Below are 17,020 nucleotides of genomic sequence, written 5' to 3'. Positions count from 1 at the left end.
GGCGTGAAGGCCGCGGCAACGCGGCCGAGAGGCGTGCGGGGTTTCCCCGCCGCTGGGACCAGCACCGTCATTGTGCGTTTCCGCGACCTGAAGAAGCGTCTCGGCATCCGCTGATCAAGGTTTTCACCAACGGGCGGCTCCTTATATTAGGGGCCGCCCGTTTTGTGTGCCAGACTAGTACCAGCCGATACAGCTGAAGAACCGACTGCGCATGGTCAGGTCCTCGGTAGTGGCTTACGGGAGTGCGTGACGGCACCCGCGCCCGTGGGCTTCGATCGAAGACCGCCCTGTTGAAGGTTCGGCTCGTACCGCCGCCATCTGCGGCGTGCTGTGTTGGCGTGTACAGCGGGAGAGTTCCCGCGCCAACAACACGAAAGGAAAACTCACCCCATGCAGGGACCTGAGGTTCATTCTGCCGAAGCCGTGATCGACAACGGCAAGTACGGCACATCCACTATCCGTTTCGAGACCGGGCGGCTGGCCAAGCAGGCTGCCGGATCGGCCCTGATCACCCTGGACGAGGAGACCACAATCCTCTCGGCCACCACCGTGGGCAAGTCCCCTCGTGAGGGCTTCGACTTCTTCCCGCTGACCGTGGACGTGGAGGAGCGGATGTACGCCGCCGGCCGTATCCCCGGCAGCTTCTTCCGCCGCGAGGGCCGCCCCACCACTGATGCGATCCTGGCCTGCCGGCTGATCGACCGCCCGCTGCGCCCAGCCTTCAAGAAGGGCATCCGCAACGAGGTCCAGGTGGTGGAGACCATCCTGTCCATCAACCCGGATGACCTCTATGACGTGGTGGCCATCAACGCCGCCTCTATGTCCACCCAGCTCTCCGGACTGCCGTTCTCCGGCCCCATCGGCGGTGTCCGTGTGGCACTGATCGACGATGGTGAATCCGCCCAGTGGGTGGCCTTCCCCAAGCACTCTCAGCTGCAGACCGCAGTGTTCGACATGGTGGTGGCCGGCCGGATCGTCGGCGATGACATCGCAGTGATGATGGTCGAGGCCGAGGCCACCGACGACTCCTGGAAGTTCATCAAGGAGCAGGGCCGCACCGCTCCCACTGAAGAGATCGTTGCTGAGGGCCTGGAGGCCGCAAAGCCGTTCATCAAGGTGCTCTGCGAGGCTCAGGCCGATCTGGCCGCTCGCGCCGCCAAGGAGCCCATCGAGGTGCCGATCTTCAAGGACTACGAGGACGATGTCTTCCAGGCCGTGAAGGCTAAGGCTGAGGAGAAGCTCTCCAGCATCTACCAGATTGCTGATAAGCAGCAGCGCGAGGCCGCCGACGCCGAGCTGAAGGCTGAGCTGGTCGAGGAGCTGGCCGGTGAGGGCAAGGAGTTCGAGGGCCGCGGTGCCGAGGTGGGCAAGGCCCTCTCCAGCATCACCAAGCAGGTCATCCGCCAGCGCATCCTGCGCGACCAGGTCCGCATCGATGGCCGCGGCCTGGCTGATATCCGTCAGCTGACTGCCGAGGTCGAGGTGCTGCCCCGGGTGCACGGCTCCGCCATCTTTGAGCGCGGCGAGACTCAGATCATGGGTGTCACCACGCTGAACATGCTGAAGATGGAGCAGTCCATCGACAGCCTGTCGCCGGAGACCAAGAAGCGCTATATGCACAACTACAACTTCCCGCCCTACTCCACCGGTGAGACCGGCCGGGTGGGTTCGCCCAAGCGCCGCGAGATCGGGCACGGTGCCCTGGCCGAGCGTGCACTGGTTCCCGTACTGCCCTCCCGCGAGGAATTCCCCTACGCGATTCGCCAGGTCTCCGAGGCACTGGGCTCCAACGGCTCCACCTCCATGGGTTCGGTCTGCGCCTCCACCCTGAGCCTGCTCAACGCCGGTGTGCCGCTGAAGGCCCCGGTGGCCGGCATCGCCATGGGTCTGGTCTCCGACCAGGTGGACGGTGAGACCCGCTACGCAGCCCTCACTGACATTCTGGGCGCGGAGGACGCATTCGGCGATATGGACTTCAAGGTGGCCGGCACCTCCGAGTTCGTCACTGCCATCCAGCTGGACACCAAGCTGGACGGCATTCCGGCCAGCGTGCTCACTGCAGCGCTGAAGCAGGCCCGCGAGGCCCGGCTGCACATCCTGGGCGTGCTCAACGCTGCCATCGACGCTCCTGATGAGATGGCTGTAACCGCACCGCGGATCATCAGCGTCACCGTCCCGGTGGACAAGATCGGTGAGGTCATCGGCCCGAAGGGCAAGATGATCAACCAGATCCAGGAGGACACCGGCACCGACATCAGCATCGAAGACGACGGCACCGTGCTCATCGGCGCCACCGATGGCGACTCCGCCGAGGCCGCCCGGGCTGCGATCAACGCGATCGCCAACCCGCAGGTCCCGGAGGTCGGCGAACGCTACCTCGGCACTGTGGTGAAGCTGACCAGCTTCGGCGCTTTCATCAGCCTCACCCCCGGTAAGGACGGCCTGGTGCACATCTCCGAGCTGCGTCAGCTCAACGATGGCAAGCGGGTCAACGATGTTGAGGATGTCCTCAGCGTGGGCCAGAAGCTGCAGGTGGAGATCAATAAGATCGACGACCGCGGCAAGCTGAGCCTGGTCCCCGTGGTGGACGAGGATGACGACAACAACAAGCAGAGCGTCAACCAGGTCAACGAGCCGGCCGAGGAGCCAGTCGAGGACTGATCCACAGCAGCAGGTGCGTGATGGGCCGGGATTTCCACCAGGAAGTCCCGGCCCATCGCCGTTTCGGGGCAAACTCTGTGGGATGATAGTGGCAACTGAATACAGGCCACGTCCCTGGTGCGGGAGAGTCCGCACGGCTTGTGCCGTGCGGCGCCGAAGGAGCAAGGAGTCCCCTCCGAATCTCTCAGGCCAGCTCACACTGATGGACCGCAGCGGGGTGGCGACTCTGGAAAGCAGAGGCGGCTCAGCCGACTCTCACCCACGGTGCAAGCCGGGAGCGGTTCCCGGCGAATCTCTCAGGTCCGCTACAGAGCAAGGGGCAATGACCAACCCAGCACCCTGCCCGTAAGGTGGACCTATGACCCTCTCTGGAACCTCCGGCGCTGCCGCAGACTATTCAATTCCCACCGGATTCCCCGCCCGGCATATGGGGCCCACAGCCACCAGCTCCCAGACCATGCTCGATGCGCTGGGATATGAGTCGCTGAGCGCCTTGGTGGAGGCCGCGGTGCCCTCCAGCATCCGTCAGGGCGCGCCGCTGAACCTTCCGCCGGCCCTGAGCGAGTCCGCCACCCTGGAGGCGCTGCGCCGCTACGCGAGCCAGAACCAGGTGAAGACTCAGATGATCGGGCAGGGCTTCTACGGCAGCCACACCCCCAGCGTGATCCTGCGCAATGTGCTGGAGAACCCCGCTTGGTACACCGCCTACACCCCCTACCAGCCGGAGATCAGCCAGGGCCGGCTCGAGGCGCTGCTGAACTACCAGACCATGGTGGCGGATCTGACCGGGCTGGACATCGCCAATGCCTCCCTGCTGGACGAGGCCTCCGCAGTGGCGGAGGCGATCCTGCTGATGCGCAGGGCCAATAAGAAGCTGGCCCAGGCCAAAGTGGTGGTGGACGCCGATATCTTCCCGCAGACCCGGGCCGTGATCGCCGGCCGGGCTGAGGCCGTGGGCATTGAGCTTGAGTTCGTGGACCTCGCCGCCGATGGCCTCCCCGAGGGGGAGATCTGCGGTGTGGTGCTGCAGCAGCCTGGCAACTCCGGAGCCGTGCGGGACCAGCGAGAGCTGATCAGCCAGGCCAAGGAGCGCGGCGCCCTGGTGACCGTGGCCGCAGACCTGCTCGCCCTGACTCTGATCACCCCGCCGGGGGAGCAGGGTGCCGATATCGCAGTGGGCAGCTCCCAGCGCTTCGGCGTGCCGCTGTTCTTCGGCGGCCCGCACGCCGCCTTTATGGCGGTGTGCTCGGGCCTTCAGCGTCAGCTGCCGGGCCGGCTGGTGGGGGTCTCCAAGGATGCCGAGGGCCGCCCCAGCTACCGGCTGGCCCTGCAGACCCGCGAACAGCACATCCGCCGTGAGAAGGCCACCTCCAATATCTGCACCGCTCAGGCGCTGCTGGCCGTGGCCGCTTCCATGTACGGGGTTTACCACGGACCCGAGGGTCTGGCCCAGATCGCCCGCCGGGTTCACACCCAGGCTCGCGCTCTGGCAGAGGTGCTTGGCGGCGCCGGACACCAGCTGGTGAGCGCATCCTTCTTCGACACGGTGCAGGTGCGGATGCCGGATGCTGAGGCCGCCGAGGTGGTGCTGGCCAAGGCCGAGGGCGCTGGAATCAACCTTCGCCGGGTGGATGCCGCCACTATCGGGGTGAGCACCGATGAGACCACCACCACCCGCGAGATGTACCTGTTGGCCTATGCCTTCGGCTTGGTGGAGAAGCCCAGCCAGGCCGCAGAGCTCTACGATCGCGTGGAATTCGAGGGCGAATACGCCTTTGTCGATGAGCTGATCCGCGAGTCCGAGTACATGACCCACCCGGTATTCCACGCGGTCCGCTCCGAGACCCAGATGATGCGCTACTTGCGCAAGCTCGCCGACCGGGACCTGGCCCTGGACCGCACTATGATTCCGCTGGGCTCCTGCACTATGAAGCTCAACGCCGCCACCGAGATGGAGGCCATCTCCTGGCCCGAGTTCGCTGGTATCCATCCCTATGCTCCGGAGCACCAGACAGCCGGCTGGCGGGCACTCATCGAGGACCTGCAGAATAAGCTCGCCGAGGTCACCGGATATGCTGCGGTTTCCATTCAGCCCAATGCCGGCTCCCAGGGCGAGTACGCCGGGCTGCTGGCCATTCGCCAGTACCATCTGGCCAACGACGACGCCGCCCGGGACATCTGCCTGATCCCCGCCTCCGCCCACGGCACCAACGCCTCCTCGGCGGTGCTGGCCGGACTGCAGGTGGCCGTGGTGGCCACCGCCGAGGACGGCACCATCGATCTGGCTGACCTGGACGCGAAGATCGGGGCCCATCCGGACCGGATCGCCGCGATTATGATCACCTACCCCTCCACCCATGGGGTCTACGAATCGGACGTCCGCGAGGTCTGCAAGCGGGTCCACGATGCCGGGGGCCAGGTCTATATCGACGGTGCCAACCTCAATGCCCTGGTGGGGCTGGCCCAGCCGGGCGAGTTTGGCGGCGATGTCAGCCACCTGAACCTGCATAAGACCTTCTGCATCCCGCATGGCGGCGGCGGCCCCGGGGTGGGCCCAGTGGCCGTGGCCGAACACCTGGTGGAGTTCCTGCCCGGAAGCCCCGCCGCAGCGTCGCTCTCTGATGCTCCTGCGCCGGTGACTTCCACCGCCTACGGCTCCGCCGGGGTGCTGCCGATCAGCTGGGCCTATCTGGCCATGATGGGTGCTGAGGGGCTGACCAGCGCCACTGCCCACGCCCTGCTGAGCGCCAATTACATTGCCGCCCGGCTGAAGGACTACTACCCCACCCTATATACCGGGGAGAACGGGCTGGTGGCTCATGAGTGCATCCTGGATCTGCGCGAACTGACCAAGGCCAGTGGAATCACCGCCGAGGATGTCTGCAAGCGGCTGATCGACTACGGCTTCCACGCCCCCACCCTGGCCTTCCCGGTGGCGGGGACGCTGATGGTGGAGCCCACCGAGTCCGAGGACATAGCGGAGATCGAGCGGTTCATCGAGGCGATGATCGCAGTGCACGCCGAGATCCAGCAGGTGATCGACGGGGAGCACGACGCCGCCAACTCACCGCTGAAGCACGCCCCCCACCCAGCCGCCGTGGTCACCGCCGATGCCTGGGACCGCGCCTATACCCGCCAGCAGGCCGCCTATCCGGTGCCGGGGCTCAACGGAGCCGGATTCGCCCCGGATAAGTACTTCCCGCCGGTGAGCCGGATCGACGGCGCCCACGGCGACCGCAACCTGGTGTGTTCCTGTCCTGCGCCAGAAGCGTTTGAGGTCAGATGACCTCTTCACGCTTCTGCCGCAGGAACCCTCAATCGCCTCGGGAATGCTCGAGCGAGCTCGGCATTCCGCTCGGCTCAATCGGGTCTCCTCCACCGTTTGGAAAGGACGTCAAATGACTGAGCTGAAAGAGACCGCCCTGGCGGCAGAGCACGAGGCACTGGGTGCCAGCTTCACCGACTTCGGCGGCTGGCGGATGCCGCTGAAGTACACCTCAGAGCTTCAGGAGCATAAGGCGGTGCGCAGCGCGGCAGGCCTCTTCGACCTCTCACATATGGGGGAGGTGCGAGTGATCGGCCCCGATGCCGCCACCTTCCTGAACACCGCACTGGTGGGCAACCTGGCGAAGATCGAACCGGGGAAGGCCAAATACTCGCTGATCGTCAATGCTTCCGGAGGGATCCTCGATGATCTCATCACCTACCGGATCGGTGAACAGGAGTACCTGGTGATCCCCAACGCGGGCAACCGCGAGATCGTGGCCGCTGAGCTTACCGAACGGGCCGCGAGATTCGAGGTTGAAGTCTGGGATGAGTCCGAGGGCATCAGTCTGATCGCTGTCCAGGGACCAACCAGTGCTGCGATCATCTCATCCTTGGTGCGCGCCGATGAGATCGAACTGGTGGAGACCCTGAGCTACTACGCCCACACCACAGTGACCATCGGCGGCCAGGAGATTCTGCTGGCCCGCACCGGCTACACCGGCGAGGACGGCTTCGAGCTCTACCTGCCCAATGAGAAGGCCGGCGCCCTGTGGCGGGCCCTGCTGGAGGGCGGTTCGGACTTCGGGCTGACCCCCTGCGGGCTGGCCTGCCGGGATTCGCTGCGCCTGGAGGCTGGGATGCCGCTCTACGGCAACGAGCTCAGCGCCTCCCGGAAGCCCCAGGAGGCGGGACTGCCGGTGGTGGCCTTCTCCAAGCCGGAGGACTTCGTGGGCCGGGCAGCCCTGGAGCAGGCCAAGGCTCAGGGCCTGGGCAGAACCACCGGTCAGCGACTGGTGGGTCTGCAGGCCCAGGGCAAGCGCGCAGCGCGCAAGGGTCACCAGATCCAGCTGCCTGACGGTACGGCCGTGGGGGAAGTGACCTCAGGTGCGCCCAGCCCAACGCTGGGCCAGGCCATCGCCTTAGGCTATGTGGAGGTGGCGCACGCTGAGCCCGGCACCCAGCTTCAGGTGGATGTGCGCGGCAAGGGGATCCCCTTCGAGGTGGTCACACTGCCCTTCTACGCTCGGCCCTCTTAGGGCCGAGCGTAGCGCCATCAAGGCTCAGGCGAAGGCGGAGTAGCCAGTGAGGTCGCGGCCAATGATCAGCGACTGCACCGACTCCGTGCCCTCATAGGTGTGCGCGGACTCGATGTCTGCCATATGCCGGGCCACCTTATTGGAGAGCAGGATGCCGTTGCCGCCGAGCATATCCCGGGCCATCTGAGCGATCTGCCGGGCCTTGCGGGTGTTGTGGTACTTAGCCATCGAGGCCTGCGGCCCGGAGAGCTGCCCGGCGGCGTCGAGCTCGGTGACCCGCTTGACATGCAGCTGCATGCTGGTCAGCTCGGAGACCATGAAGGTCAGCCGCTCCTGGACCAGCTGGTGGGCACCGATGGGCTTGGAGAACTGTTTGCGCTGCTTGGCATAGCTCAGCGCGGCCTCCACACAGGCGGCGGCATGGCCCACCGCTGACCAGGCCACCCCCAACCGGGTGGCAAAGAGCACAGTGGCGGCGTCTTTGAAGGACTTGGCCCCGGGCAGCACCGCATCAGCCGGCACTTCCAGATCCTCGTACTGAATCAGCGCCTGGTGGATGGCCCGCAGGGAGGCCTTGTGCTGGATCACCTCGGCCCGATACCCCGGGGTCTGCTGCGGCACTAGGAAGCAGCGCACCTGCCCGTCGTACTCACCCCCGGAGACCCGCGCCCAGGTGAAGGTCACACCCCCGGAGGCCCCGTTGCCGATCCACTTCTTGGCACCGTTGATCACATAACTGCCGGTCTGCTCATCTCCGCGCAGCTCAGCGGTGGTCTCCAGAGAGACCGAGTCAGAGCCGTGCTCAGGCTCGGTCAGCGCAAAGGCGCCCAGCACCTGACCGGAGGCCAGGTCAGCCAGGTACTGCCCCTTCTGCTCCGGCGAGCCGAACAGCGCCAGTGTGCGCAGCGCCAAACCACCCTGAACCGCCAGTGCGGTGCCCAGGGAGCCGTCGATCCGCGAGGTCTCCATGTTCACCAGCCCCGCTGCCATCGGAGAGAGGGTCTCCTGCCCGATCTCGGAGACATCTACCCCATCGGTGAAGATGCCCAGCCTGCCGGCCTCGCGCACCAGATCAGTGGGGTACTCGGCTTTCTCCCAGTACTCGGTCATGCGCTGCTCAAGGCCGGTGCCGAACTCGCGGGCGGCGGCCCACCAGCGCTTATCGGCCTCGGGGAGGTCGGTGAATACCCCGTAGTAGTCCAGATCCAGGGCCGTGGCGACGTCGTAGGTGGGATCAACAGAGGAATCAGGCGCATGTGTCATGCAACACATATTACCCGAGCGTCACTTCAGCTGCGAGCGGGGCTCCGCACCCCCGGAATTAGCCCAGGGAGGGCTCCACGAGCCCCAGTTCCACTGCGCGGATGAGCAGCTGCACCCGGTCGCGGACCTCCAGGCGCTGCATTAGCCGCCCCATATACACCTTGACAGTTGCCTCGGAGACCACCATCTTCAGGGCGATCTCGGCATTGGAGCAGCCCTTGGCCAACAGATGCAACCCCTCCAGCTCCCGGGAGGGAATATGCGGGGCCTCCGGGAAGCGCTGCAGGGCGGTGGCCACCTGGGCGGGCTCGTTCTTCACCGAGACCATCAGCTGGTGCGCTACGGCGGGGGAGAACGGGGCCAGGCCCTCATGGACCTCCCGGATCGCCTGGATGATCTCCTCCGGTTCCGCGTCCTTGACGATATAGCCGCCGGCCCCGGCGCGCAGGGCGGGAATCACGTACCGCTCGGTGGAGAAGGTGGTCACCGCCAGCACTGCAGTCTCAGTGAAGCGGGCGCGGATGGTGCGGGTGGCCGCGATCCCGTCCATCGTGGGCATGTGCAGATCCATGACGACCACATCGGGCTGCAGCTGAGCGCACATCGCCACGGCGGACTCCCCGTTGCGGGCCTCGCCCACACAGCGCATTCCAGCCGAGGAGTCCACGTAGGTGCGCAGGGCGGTGGACATCACCGGATGGTCCTCGGCGATGAGCACCGTTACTGACGGGGCGGCGCCCGCAGGCTGGCCAACCGGCTGCCCGTCAGCGTTGTGCGCGTCCATGGTCATGGTGCAATCCTAGAGAACCATCCGATCAATCCCTGAATGTGTCCTGTATCCTCCCGGGGAGCTTTGGCGGTATCTCTACACTGGTGGCCATGGCCCCGAATGCCGAATCTGTAGGCAGCGTCGTCGAGAAGTTCGAATCCGGCGGCTTCTGGTCCTGCCGCGATCTCAACAAATGGCTGCTGATCATCGTCACCCTGGCATTCGGCATCGCTCTGGGTGCCGATGTCCTCTACGAACTGATCTACAGCGACGGTGCCCCCGTGGCGCTGGCGGTGGCCGGGATCATCTCCGTCGGCTGTATCGTGCTGCTCTGGGTCAACGTCGCCTTCGCGGTGGCCACGGGGCTGGGCATGCTGGTTGTGGCGCTGTTTGTGGACGGGGTGGTCTACTCCATACTCCTGGCGCTGCTGCTGGCCGGATTGGCAGCCTTGAGCACCACCAAACGGTTCCGCCGGCTCACCCTGGGGCTGCTGATGCTGTGGTCGGTGGGGCTGGGGATCTCAGTCGACGACGCCCCGCTGAGCGCCTTAGCAGTGTTCGGTATGGCGGTGGGGCTGCTGGCCGCCTACGGTCTGGGCTCATCCTTCCGGCACACCGCGGACGAATCCCTGCAGTCCACTCGGGATCTCCAGCAGGTCAAGCAGCGTCATGAGCAGGCTAAGGCCGCCGAGCGGAAGTCCATCGCCCGGGACCTGCATGACATCGTGGCTCACGACATCACCATCATTGCCATGCAGTCCCGGGCCGCGCAGCTGCGGGACACCGACACCGCCTACCGGGAAGCAATCCGGGTGATTGGGGACTCCTCCCGGGCCGCGCTGAACGACCTGCGCCGGATGCTGGACCTGCTGAAGTCGGAGAATATTCTCGATGACGCCACCGGGCCGATGTCCAGCGCCAGTGAACTGGAGATCCGCCGTGGCACCGAACTTTTCGCCAAACAGCTGGAGGGCTTGGGCATCGCAGTGCGCTCCCAGCTCAGCGGGGAAGCGGAGCAGCTCTCCAGATCAGTGGGTGCAGCTCTGTACCGGATGCTCCAGGAGTGCACCACGAATGTGGCCAAATATGCCGGCGAAGGGGCTGAGTGCTGGATCCAGATTGACGTGGGGCAGGAGCATGTGGCGATGTGTGTGACGAACACGGTCCGGGGCTCCACAGTTCACAGCGGTCATCAGCTCAGCGCCTCCGGCACCGGGCTGATCGGAGTCCGGGACCGGGCTGAGGCGTTCGGTGGCCGGGCCGAGGCCGGGTACAACGATCAGGGCTGCTGGGAGGTTCGGGTCACCGGGATGAAGCGCTCCTGATTCGGTGCCTCTGCCGGATGCAAAACACTAGACAAAAGTTGACTAGCGGCAGCTTGGGGCATGCATCAGACTCTATGGGGCAGTGCAGTAACGGTGCACTCCACTCAGGTGGGATTTGAGCACCTGGAGTTTCGGTGCAACGGCTCCAGTGTGGCTCCTCCGACCTGTGGCTCGGGCGGTGTGAACGGCGCCGCCCGAGCCCTAGCTGCTCCCCGCCCTAGCTGTTCTGCTCGACCTGCTGCTCAGGATGGGTGACCGTGGCCAGGGGCTGGGCAATCCAGCGGCCGATGCCCAGCAGGATCCCGGCGGGGAAGCCGATGATCGGGATGAGCATCGGCATCAGGCCGCTTGCCCCGGCAAAGAGCACCACCGGTCCGTAGAGCAGGCCCACCAGCACATAGCCCAGCATATGCACCACCGGGTTCAGGTGATGGCGCAGCAGCCAGCTCACCAACAGAGTGCCGGGAATACCGACGACGACGGCAGCGGCACCCAGCAGCGGGATCAGCGGAGTCAGGTATCCCTCCCCGTCCAGGCCAGGGAAGAAGCTCAGGGCCAGCAGTACCGCGCCCATCAGGGCGGTGGGCACCAACCAGGAGACTGTCCAGCCGGTGAGGCCTAGTTTCAGCTGCGGCCGTGCCGAGTGGGGGCGCTCGCCGGCGGGGCGGCGTCGTCGGGTGGTGCGTTCCGGAGCGGGGGTGGTCATGGGGCGGTGTACCCCACGTGAGCCAGGGCCTGGCGGACCAGCTGCTCGCGGCCGCCCACAAACTCGGCCTGCACATCAGGGGCCAGTGCCTGCTCCGGGCTGAGCCAGGACAGCTCCAGGGCGTCCTGACGGGCGGAGCATTCGCCGTTGACCGGCACAATATAGGCCAGCGAGACGGCGTGCTGGCGGTCGTCCACCAGGCCGGTCTCCGAGGGGTAGGGGAAGTACTCGGCCACGGTGAACGGGGTGGGGGAGACCGGCAGCTGGGGCAGGGCTAAGGAGCCCAGGTCCTTCTCGATGTGCCGGATCAGCGCAGCTCGGATGGTCTCCCGGTAGAGCACCCGGCCCGAGACCACAGTGCGGTAGAACCTGCCGTCGTCATCAGCGGTGTAGAGCAGCCCGATCTCGGTGACATAGCCCAGGGCGTCCAGCCGCACTGGGATGGCCTCCACATAGACCATGGGGAGCCGGCGCCGGGCCTCGTAGAGGTCCTCTTCGTTGAGCCAGCCGGGATTGGGATCAGGGGTTCGCACGGACATAGAGGCATTCTCTCAGACTGACCCTGTTATGGGTAAGGTCGTGGCGTGCGCCGCCCGCGGGACAAGCACTGCTCAGATGATGTCCTCGAGCGGGCGGCCCATGGCGGCCCGGCGTTCGGCGTGGTTGATCCGGTGGCGGCGCGACTGGGTGCAGATGATCACGATGAATGCGCCCAGGGCGGCCCCCAGGGCCACCCCGGTGCTGGTCACCTCGCCGAGGATGCGGGGGAAGATCAGCCAGAACAGCCCCCAGGCTAGGCCCAGGGCAATGGTGATCCGGCCGCGTTCGGTCATTGCGTAGAACGAGGCGGTCCACACTGCCAGCAGGAGCCCGAGGCTTGCCCAGAGCAGGGCAGGCAGTCCCAGGAACTCCCATCCGCGCTGGGTCAGCCAGACCGAGAGCACGCTCATCAGCTGAACCAGGGCAAAGCCGTAGAACAGGCCCACAATATCGTCGGTGAGCTGGCGTTCGGTGTTGGTACGGGCGGTATAGAGGTTGAACTGGCGGATCGCCTCGGTGAGCACACCGGCGATCACCAGGGAGCTGAGCAGCGCCAGGGTGAAGGCTCCGCTGTAGAGCGCATAGGTCATCACTAGCATGAAGACTGCGGCCGTGGCCACCAGCCAGCCGGAGCGCTGCTGGCGGGGGGTGGAGTGCTGGGAGGGCCGCCACTGGTAGAGGGCATGGATGACCAGCCCGATGGTGATCAGCGGCCACAGCCAGTACCAGGTGTGGTCCGGGGAGAGCAGCGCATGGTCCCCGGAGAACATCCCCTCGGCCAGGGTCTCCCGCAGCCCGTTCTGCCGCAGGATCGCGGGGCGCTCTTCGCTGGTGCCGAACCAGCCCAGCATCCAGAAGGATGCCAGTACTGCGCACACCGCGCCCAGGCTGACGGTGATCCGCCGGGCTAGGTCCCACCGGGTCGGCTCGGGGTCGGGATCCCGGGAGGGCAGGTTATAGGGCGGGATATAGGTGTAGAGGTCTTCCTCATCATCGGCGAACTCATAGGCGGGCGCAGGGTAGCCGGCCCCGATGGTCCCGGCGCCGCCATAGGGGCGCGGGCTGGGCTGGGCGGTGGCCTTCTCAATCGCGGCGGCCTTCTGCGCGATCACAGTGCGCTGCCGCTGATCATCCAGCTCGCGGCGGACCCGGGGCACTGGGTTCTGCTCCAGTGCTGTTGGCTCTCCGCGGTAGGGCGGGATCACCGTGGTCTGGTCTTCGCCGGCTTCCGGGCGTGGTGGGAACTCCGGCATCGCATCGGCATCTGCGGGGGCTTCAGAGATCTGGTCTTTAGGTGTGAAGGCCGGCGCCGCTGCAGAGCCGAGCGGGGTTTCCCCACCGGTGGAACCAGCACCGACCTGCGGGATGGCCCCGGTGAACAGCTGACCGGAGGGACGCTGCTCCGGCGGCGGTGGCTTGGGCAGGCTGAAGCCGGCAGGGCTGCCTACGGCAGCAGCTGGCGCAGAGGATGAGGGCTGCTGGGCGGGGGCCTGCGCTTCCTGCTGGGTTTCCGCCGGCTGGGCCGGACCCTGCTGCGCCGCAGCGTGCTGCTGGCGCTGCTGCTGGGCGGCAGCCCGGCGCCGGGCTTTGCGTTCGTCCCGGGTGGCCCACCAGGTCTTGAGTCGCTCATCCAGGGAATCGAAGAACCCCCCGAGCCCGGTATCGGGTCCGGTGGGGACATTGACGATAGGGGCCACTCCGGTGCGCGCCGGCGGCTCAACCGCCACGGCGGGCCGCTCTGCTGAGGCTGTCTCCTGGGATGAGGGCTCCTCCTCAGAGGGTTGTTCAGCAGGCTCCGGCTCAGCGGACTGTACAGCGGGCTCCGGCTCAGCTGGCTGCTGGTCTACGGCACTGGCCTCGCCCGCATCACCTCCGGCCGCTGCGCCTTCTTCCGCTGCGCCCTCTTCCTCTGGGCCTTCTTCCTCTGGGTGCTCCTCCGCTGCGCCATTTTCCTCTGGGCCTTCTTCTTCCGGTGCATCCCCCTCCGCAGCGGCGGCGGGGACGGGGGAGCCGGCGGAGCTGGCAGAGATGGGGCTAGGGGAGTGGGGGCTTGTGGGTGAGTCAGGGCTCATAGGAGAGGCGGGGCTGGGTGCGGCAGTCTCAGGCACCTGCGGGGAGTCCGCGCTTGGGGCGGCGTCGGCAGAGTCAGGGGCCGGGGGCGGCGTCGTGCCGGCTGCCTCGCCTTCGGTGGACTCAGGGCGCAGCGGTTTGGTCACGCGGCCTCCCTCCGACGTCTTCTGGCTGCCAGTGCGGCAATGGTCAATCCCACAAGCGTACCGATCACCAAGGCGATCAGAGTGCTTACCCAGGGGGGTGCTCCGGTAGTTGTTCCCGTAATGTAACCTAAGCCGACCAGCCAGCCGCTCCAGATCAGCGCGCCCAGGACCAACAGCACTGACACCTGGGGTCCGGGCAGGCGCATGATCCCGGCCGTGGCCATGGAGGCGGCGCGGCCGCCGGGGATCCAGCGGATCAGCAGCAGGCCCACCAGGGTGGTGGCGCTGCCGGCCCGGATTGAGGCTCGCAGCATTCCCCGGTGCATCCGCCGACCCCAGCGCCAGCGGTACAGCACCCGGATCAGCTGATGCCGGAAGAGCGCGTAGAGCACCAGGTCACCGGCCAGGCAGCCCACAGTGGTCGCGACCATCACCGAGAACAGGGAGAGCTCCCCGGTGGAGGCGAAGGCCCCGGAGGCGATCACCATGATCTCGGAGGGAAAGGGCGGCACCAGCGCGGTCAGAGCCACAAACAGGGCCTGCAGCGGGAGGTACCAGATCCCCCAGCCCTCGAGCAGCTCAGTCATAGAAACCCCCTCCAGCCCCCTCGGGTGCTCCTGTTCAGACCTCCGGGACGGTGCTGACCGGGGCCTCCACAAGTCTACGGGTGGAGCTGAACCGGCGTGCGGAGCCGCTGATCGGGTCGGTGAAGCTGATCGTGCGCGCCAACAGCTGCAGCGGAGCGTCGAAATCATCGGGGGCATCGTCCAGCAGCTGCGGGTAGAACCGGTCATGCATGATGCCCAGGCCCAGCATGGCCAGATGGATGCGCAGCTGATGGGTCTTACCGGTGTGCGGGGTCAGTTGCAGATGTACCACTGGGCGGCCTGCCCTGTTCTGCCCCAGCTGCAGCAGCTCGATGCGGGAGGAGGCGTTGGCCCCCGGGCTGTTCCCTCTCCGGGCACGGCCGCGCAGCGGGCTCTGCTGCGGATTGCGGCCGGAGTCCTGCACTGGGTAGGGAAGCAGCTGACTGGTCAGCACCCCCTTGGTCTTGGTGATCCGGTTGCGTACGGTCACCGGGAACCTGGCCGCGGTACGCTGCGGGTCTCCGCTGAAGGCGCTCACCGCCTCATAGCTCTTGGCCACCTGCCGGCGTTCGAACAGCAGCTGGTACTGCCCGCGGGTGGCCGGGTTCTTGGCGAAGAGGACCACTCCGGCGGTGCCGCGGTCCAGCCGGTGGATGGGTGTCAGGTCGGGGGCGTCGAGCCGATTGCGCAGCCGCACCAGCAGGGACTCCTGCACATAGCGCCCGGCGGGGGTGGTGGGCAGGAAGTGGGGTTTGTCCGCTGCCACCAGATGCTCATCCTCGAACAGGATCTCCTCAGTGACCGGCAGCGGGGTCTCATCCGGCAGGTTCCGGTAGTACCAGATGAACTCGGTGGCGCCCAGTGGGGTGCTTATGCTTAGCGGTGCCCCGGCGGAGTCCACCACCTCCCCGGCGTGGAACCGGGCGGTGATGCCGGCCGGATCGATATGCCCGAACCGTTCCAGCAGGTAGTGGTGAACAGTGGGCCAGGGTCCGGTCTCAGGCAGGTGGAGCCGGGTGGCGTTGACGCCGCGGCGCACCGGCAGTGGGGAGTTCAGCGGCACGTAACTCCGGTCAGCTCCACTCGGGGGCCCGGGCCGGGGCCGCATTGGCCGCGGAATCGGCGGCCTCCTCCGGGGAGGGGGTGCGGTGCGGATGGTTGACCTGCCAGGTCACCCCGAACTTGTCCTTCACCCAGGCGTAGTTCTGGGCGAAGTCGTAGTCCCCGGGCTCCATGAGGTACTCCCCGTCCTCGGCCAGGGATTCGGTGACCTGGCTGAACTCCTCAGCAGATTCCACCACCACAGCGATCGACATGGAGGGGGTGAAGTCGAACCCCTGCTTGACCAGGGAATCCTGGATCATCAGGATCTGCCCGCCCAGCTGCAGCTGCGCGGTGGCCACCAGGTTCTTATCCCAGTCCACCACGGCCTCCATCGCCGCGGTGTCCGGGTTGGTGATGGCCCCGGTGGGGAAGGTGCCGGGATCTGGTGCAGGGGCGGCGTCGTCGTTCTGCTGGGCGGGATCGAAGATCTCGGTGCCCTCCGGGTGGTGCATGATCTCCAGAAGCTCGGCGTTGGGGAACGTGGCGAGGTAGTGATCGATGGCCTCCTGGGCGCGGCCCTGGAACATCAGAAACGGCATGCAGAGAATCATGGTGCCAGATTAGCCTATGGCGCTCAGGGCAGGGGGTCAGGGGGTGCATCTGGTTCCCCCGGGGGTCAGGGGGTGAATCGCAGCCCGGAGGGCACTGCGCGGAAGCCGGCGGCCTTCAGCGGCTCGGCGAAGGGATGGCTGAGCACCGGCTCCCCGTTGACCTTCTGTACTGCGAGTTTGGCGGCCCGGGCCTGCTGCAGCGCGCTGACCAGAACCTCTGCGGCGGCGTTCATCAGCTGTGGATCCTGGGTGTAGAGCAGCATTGTGCGCCCGCCGCGCTCCATGTACAGCAGCAGCTGACCGGCACAGAGTACGACGACGCCCCCGGCCTTTCTGCCCGGCCGCGCCTTGGCAGCCGTGCTCCCCTCAGGAACCGGGGGATCTGGCCAGTCCAGTGCGGCTCCGAAGGGGTTGGCAGGGTCAGTGGCGGCCAGCGCTATCGAGGCCGGGGCGGCGGAGCCGGCCGGTGCGGCATCCTGGTTCTCCAGGGTCTCGGCGATCTCGCGCAGCCGGTCGATAGTGGCGCTGGTGGTGAACTGGGCCGCGCCCAGGCCCTCCACGAAATAGCCCCGACGCACGCTGCCGGCCTCCTCGGCGGCGGCCAGCACCTTATACGTTGCGGCGAACCCGCCCGGGGTCTGCTCGGCGGTCACGGAGCCGCGGGTGAGCACTCCGTAGCGGTCCAGCAGGATCTCGGCCCGGGCGTGGGCGGTCTCAGTGGGCTCAGCCGGGTGCTGGGGGATCAGCTGCCAGCGTCCGCCGGCTGGGGTGGACC

General features: G+C 66.7%; 13 protein-coding genes and 1 riboswitch. Of the genes, 4 read left to right on the top strand and 9 right to left on the bottom strand.

Going from position 1 to position 17,020, the window contains the following annotated elements:
* Positions 1 to 390: 390 nt before the first annotated feature.
* The 3 genes from GNZ21_RS08955 to gcvT all read left to right on the top strand — a co-directional run bounded on the left by GNZ21_RS08955 (position 391) and on the right by gcvT (position 7,184).
* Positions 391 to 2,661: a polyribonucleotide nucleotidyltransferase gene (locus GNZ21_RS08955; RefSeq protein WP_157323453.1), complete on the top strand. Its 2,271-nt coding sequence runs from the start codon at positions 391 to 393 to the stop codon at positions 2,659 to 2,661.
* A gap of 110 nt (positions 2,662 to 2,771) precedes the next feature.
* A riboswitch (glycine riboswitch) is annotated at positions 2,772 to 2,881 on the top strand.
* Between the two features lie 138 nt (positions 2,882 to 3,019).
* A complete protein-coding gene (gene gcvP, locus GNZ21_RS08950; protein ID WP_157323451.1) occupies positions 3,020 to 5,947 on the top strand; it encodes an aminomethyl-transferring glycine dehydrogenase in 2,928 nt (975 codons plus the stop codon).
* Positions 5,948 to 6,059: 112 nt separating this feature from the next.
* Entirely contained in the window at positions 6,060 to 7,184 is a 1,125-nt protein-coding gene (gene gcvT / locus GNZ21_RS08945; RefSeq protein ID WP_157323449.1) for a glycine cleavage system aminomethyltransferase GcvT, read from the top strand.
* Positions 7,185 to 7,208: 24 nt separating this feature from the next.
* Here the strand turns inward: gcvT and GNZ21_RS08940 are convergent, their stop codons facing one another.
* Together GNZ21_RS08940 and GNZ21_RS08935 are read right to left on the bottom strand one after the other, a co-directional pair.
* On the bottom strand, positions 7,209 to 8,447 hold the full coding sequence (locus tag GNZ21_RS08940; RefSeq protein WP_157323447.1) for an acyl-CoA dehydrogenase family protein: 1,239 nt from the start codon (positions 8,445 to 8,447) through the stop codon (positions 7,209 to 7,211).
* 58 nt (positions 8,448 to 8,505) lie between these two features.
* Positions 8,506 to 9,237, bottom strand: a complete 732-nt coding sequence (locus GNZ21_RS08935) for a response regulator (RefSeq protein ID WP_229659385.1) — start codon at positions 9,235 to 9,237, stop codon at positions 8,506 to 8,508.
* An 89-nt stretch (positions 9,238 to 9,326) separates the two neighbouring features.
* Here GNZ21_RS08935 and GNZ21_RS08930 point away from each other — a divergent pair, with 89 nt between their 5' ends.
* The gene (locus GNZ21_RS08930; protein ID WP_157323445.1) at positions 9,327 to 10,541 is read left to right on the top strand and encodes a sensor histidine kinase; all 1,215 of its coding nucleotides are present in this window, start codon (positions 9,327 to 9,329) and stop codon (positions 10,539 to 10,541) included.
* A gap of 217 nt (positions 10,542 to 10,758) precedes the next feature.
* Here the strand turns inward: GNZ21_RS08930 and GNZ21_RS08925 are convergent, their stop codons facing one another.
* From GNZ21_RS08925 to GNZ21_RS08895, 7 genes are all read right to left on the bottom strand, one after another.
* A complete protein-coding gene (locus GNZ21_RS08925) occupies positions 10,759 to 11,247 on the bottom strand; it encodes a hypothetical protein (RefSeq protein WP_157323443.1) in 489 nt (162 codons plus the stop codon).
* Positions 11,244 to 11,786: an NUDIX hydrolase family protein gene (locus GNZ21_RS08920; protein ID WP_157323441.1), complete on the bottom strand. Its 543-nt coding sequence runs from the start codon at positions 11,784 to 11,786 to the stop codon at positions 11,244 to 11,246. The genes GNZ21_RS08925 and GNZ21_RS08920 overlap by 4 nt, the downstream gene beginning before the upstream one ends.
* A 72-nt stretch (positions 11,787 to 11,858) precedes the next feature.
* On the bottom strand, positions 11,859 to 14,003 hold the full coding sequence (locus GNZ21_RS08915) for a hypothetical protein (RefSeq protein ID WP_157323439.1): 2,145 nt from the start codon (positions 14,001 to 14,003) through the stop codon (positions 11,859 to 11,861).
* The gene (locus tag GNZ21_RS08910; protein ID WP_157323437.1) at positions 14,000 to 14,590 is read right to left on the bottom strand and encodes a DedA family protein; all 591 of its coding nucleotides are present in this window, start codon (positions 14,588 to 14,590) and stop codon (positions 14,000 to 14,002) included. The genes GNZ21_RS08915 and GNZ21_RS08910 overlap by 4 nt, the downstream gene beginning before the upstream one ends.
* 34 nt (positions 14,591 to 14,624) lie before the next feature.
* Positions 14,625 to 15,647, bottom strand: a complete 1,023-nt coding sequence (locus GNZ21_RS08905) for a pseudouridine synthase (protein WP_232532774.1) — start codon at positions 15,645 to 15,647, stop codon at positions 14,625 to 14,627.
* Between the two features lie 16 nt (positions 15,648 to 15,663).
* On the bottom strand, positions 15,664 to 16,233 hold the full coding sequence (locus GNZ21_RS08900) for a VOC family protein (RefSeq protein ID WP_188503473.1): 570 nt from the start codon (positions 16,231 to 16,233) through the stop codon (positions 15,664 to 15,666).
* A gap of 77 nt (positions 16,234 to 16,310) precedes the next feature.
* On the bottom strand, positions 16,311 to 17,020 hold a 710-nt coding region (locus tag GNZ21_RS08895), incomplete at its 5' end, for an Lhr family helicase (RefSeq protein ID WP_462358804.1).

The sequence above is a fragment of the Nesterenkonia alkaliphila genome (assembly GCF_009758175.1).
GTDB classification, from domain to species: Bacteria; Actinomycetota; Actinomycetes; order Actinomycetales; family Micrococcaceae; genus Nesterenkonia; species Nesterenkonia alkaliphila.
Note: the sequence above shows the minus strand (reverse complement) of the source record. Positions and strands in the feature narration are given on the sequence as shown.

Bases quoted from the DNA above. Each gene is read 5' to 3' on its own strand.
- GNZ21_RS08955 (WP_157323453.1), top strand. From the start codon at position 391: ATGCAGGGACCTGAGGTTCATTCTGCCGAAGCCGTGATCGACAACGGC.
- GNZ21_RS08930 (WP_157323445.1), top strand. From the start codon at position 9,327: ATGGCCCCGAATGCCGAATCTGTAGGCAGCGTCGTCGAGAAGTTCGAA.
- GNZ21_RS08920 (WP_157323441.1), bottom strand. From the start codon at position 11,786: ATGTCCGTGCGAACCCCTGATCCCAATCCCGGCTGGCTCAACGAAGAG.
- GNZ21_RS08900 (WP_188503473.1), bottom strand. From the start codon at position 16,233: ATGCCGTTTCTGATGTTCCAGGGCCGCGCCCAGGAGGCCATCGATCAC.
- GNZ21_RS08940 (WP_157323447.1), bottom strand. From the start codon at position 8,447: ATGACACATGCGCCTGATTCCTCTGTTGATCCCACCTACGACGTCGCC.
- GNZ21_RS08935 (WP_229659385.1), bottom strand. From the start codon at position 9,237: ATGACCATGGACGCGCACAACGCTGACGGGCAGCCGGTTGGCCAGCCT.
- GNZ21_RS08925 (WP_157323443.1), bottom strand. From the start codon at position 11,247: ATGACCACCCCCGCTCCGGAACGCACCACCCGACGACGCCGCCCCGCC.
- gcvT (WP_157323449.1), top strand. From the start codon at position 6,060: ATGACTGAGCTGAAAGAGACCGCCCTGGCGGCAGAGCACGAGGCACTG.
- GNZ21_RS08910 (WP_157323437.1), bottom strand. From the start codon at position 14,590: ATGACTGAGCTGCTCGAGGGCTGGGGGATCTGGTACCTCCCGCTGCAG.
- gcvP (WP_157323451.1), top strand. From the start codon at position 3,020: ATGACCCTCTCTGGAACCTCCGGCGCTGCCGCAGACTATTCAATTCCC.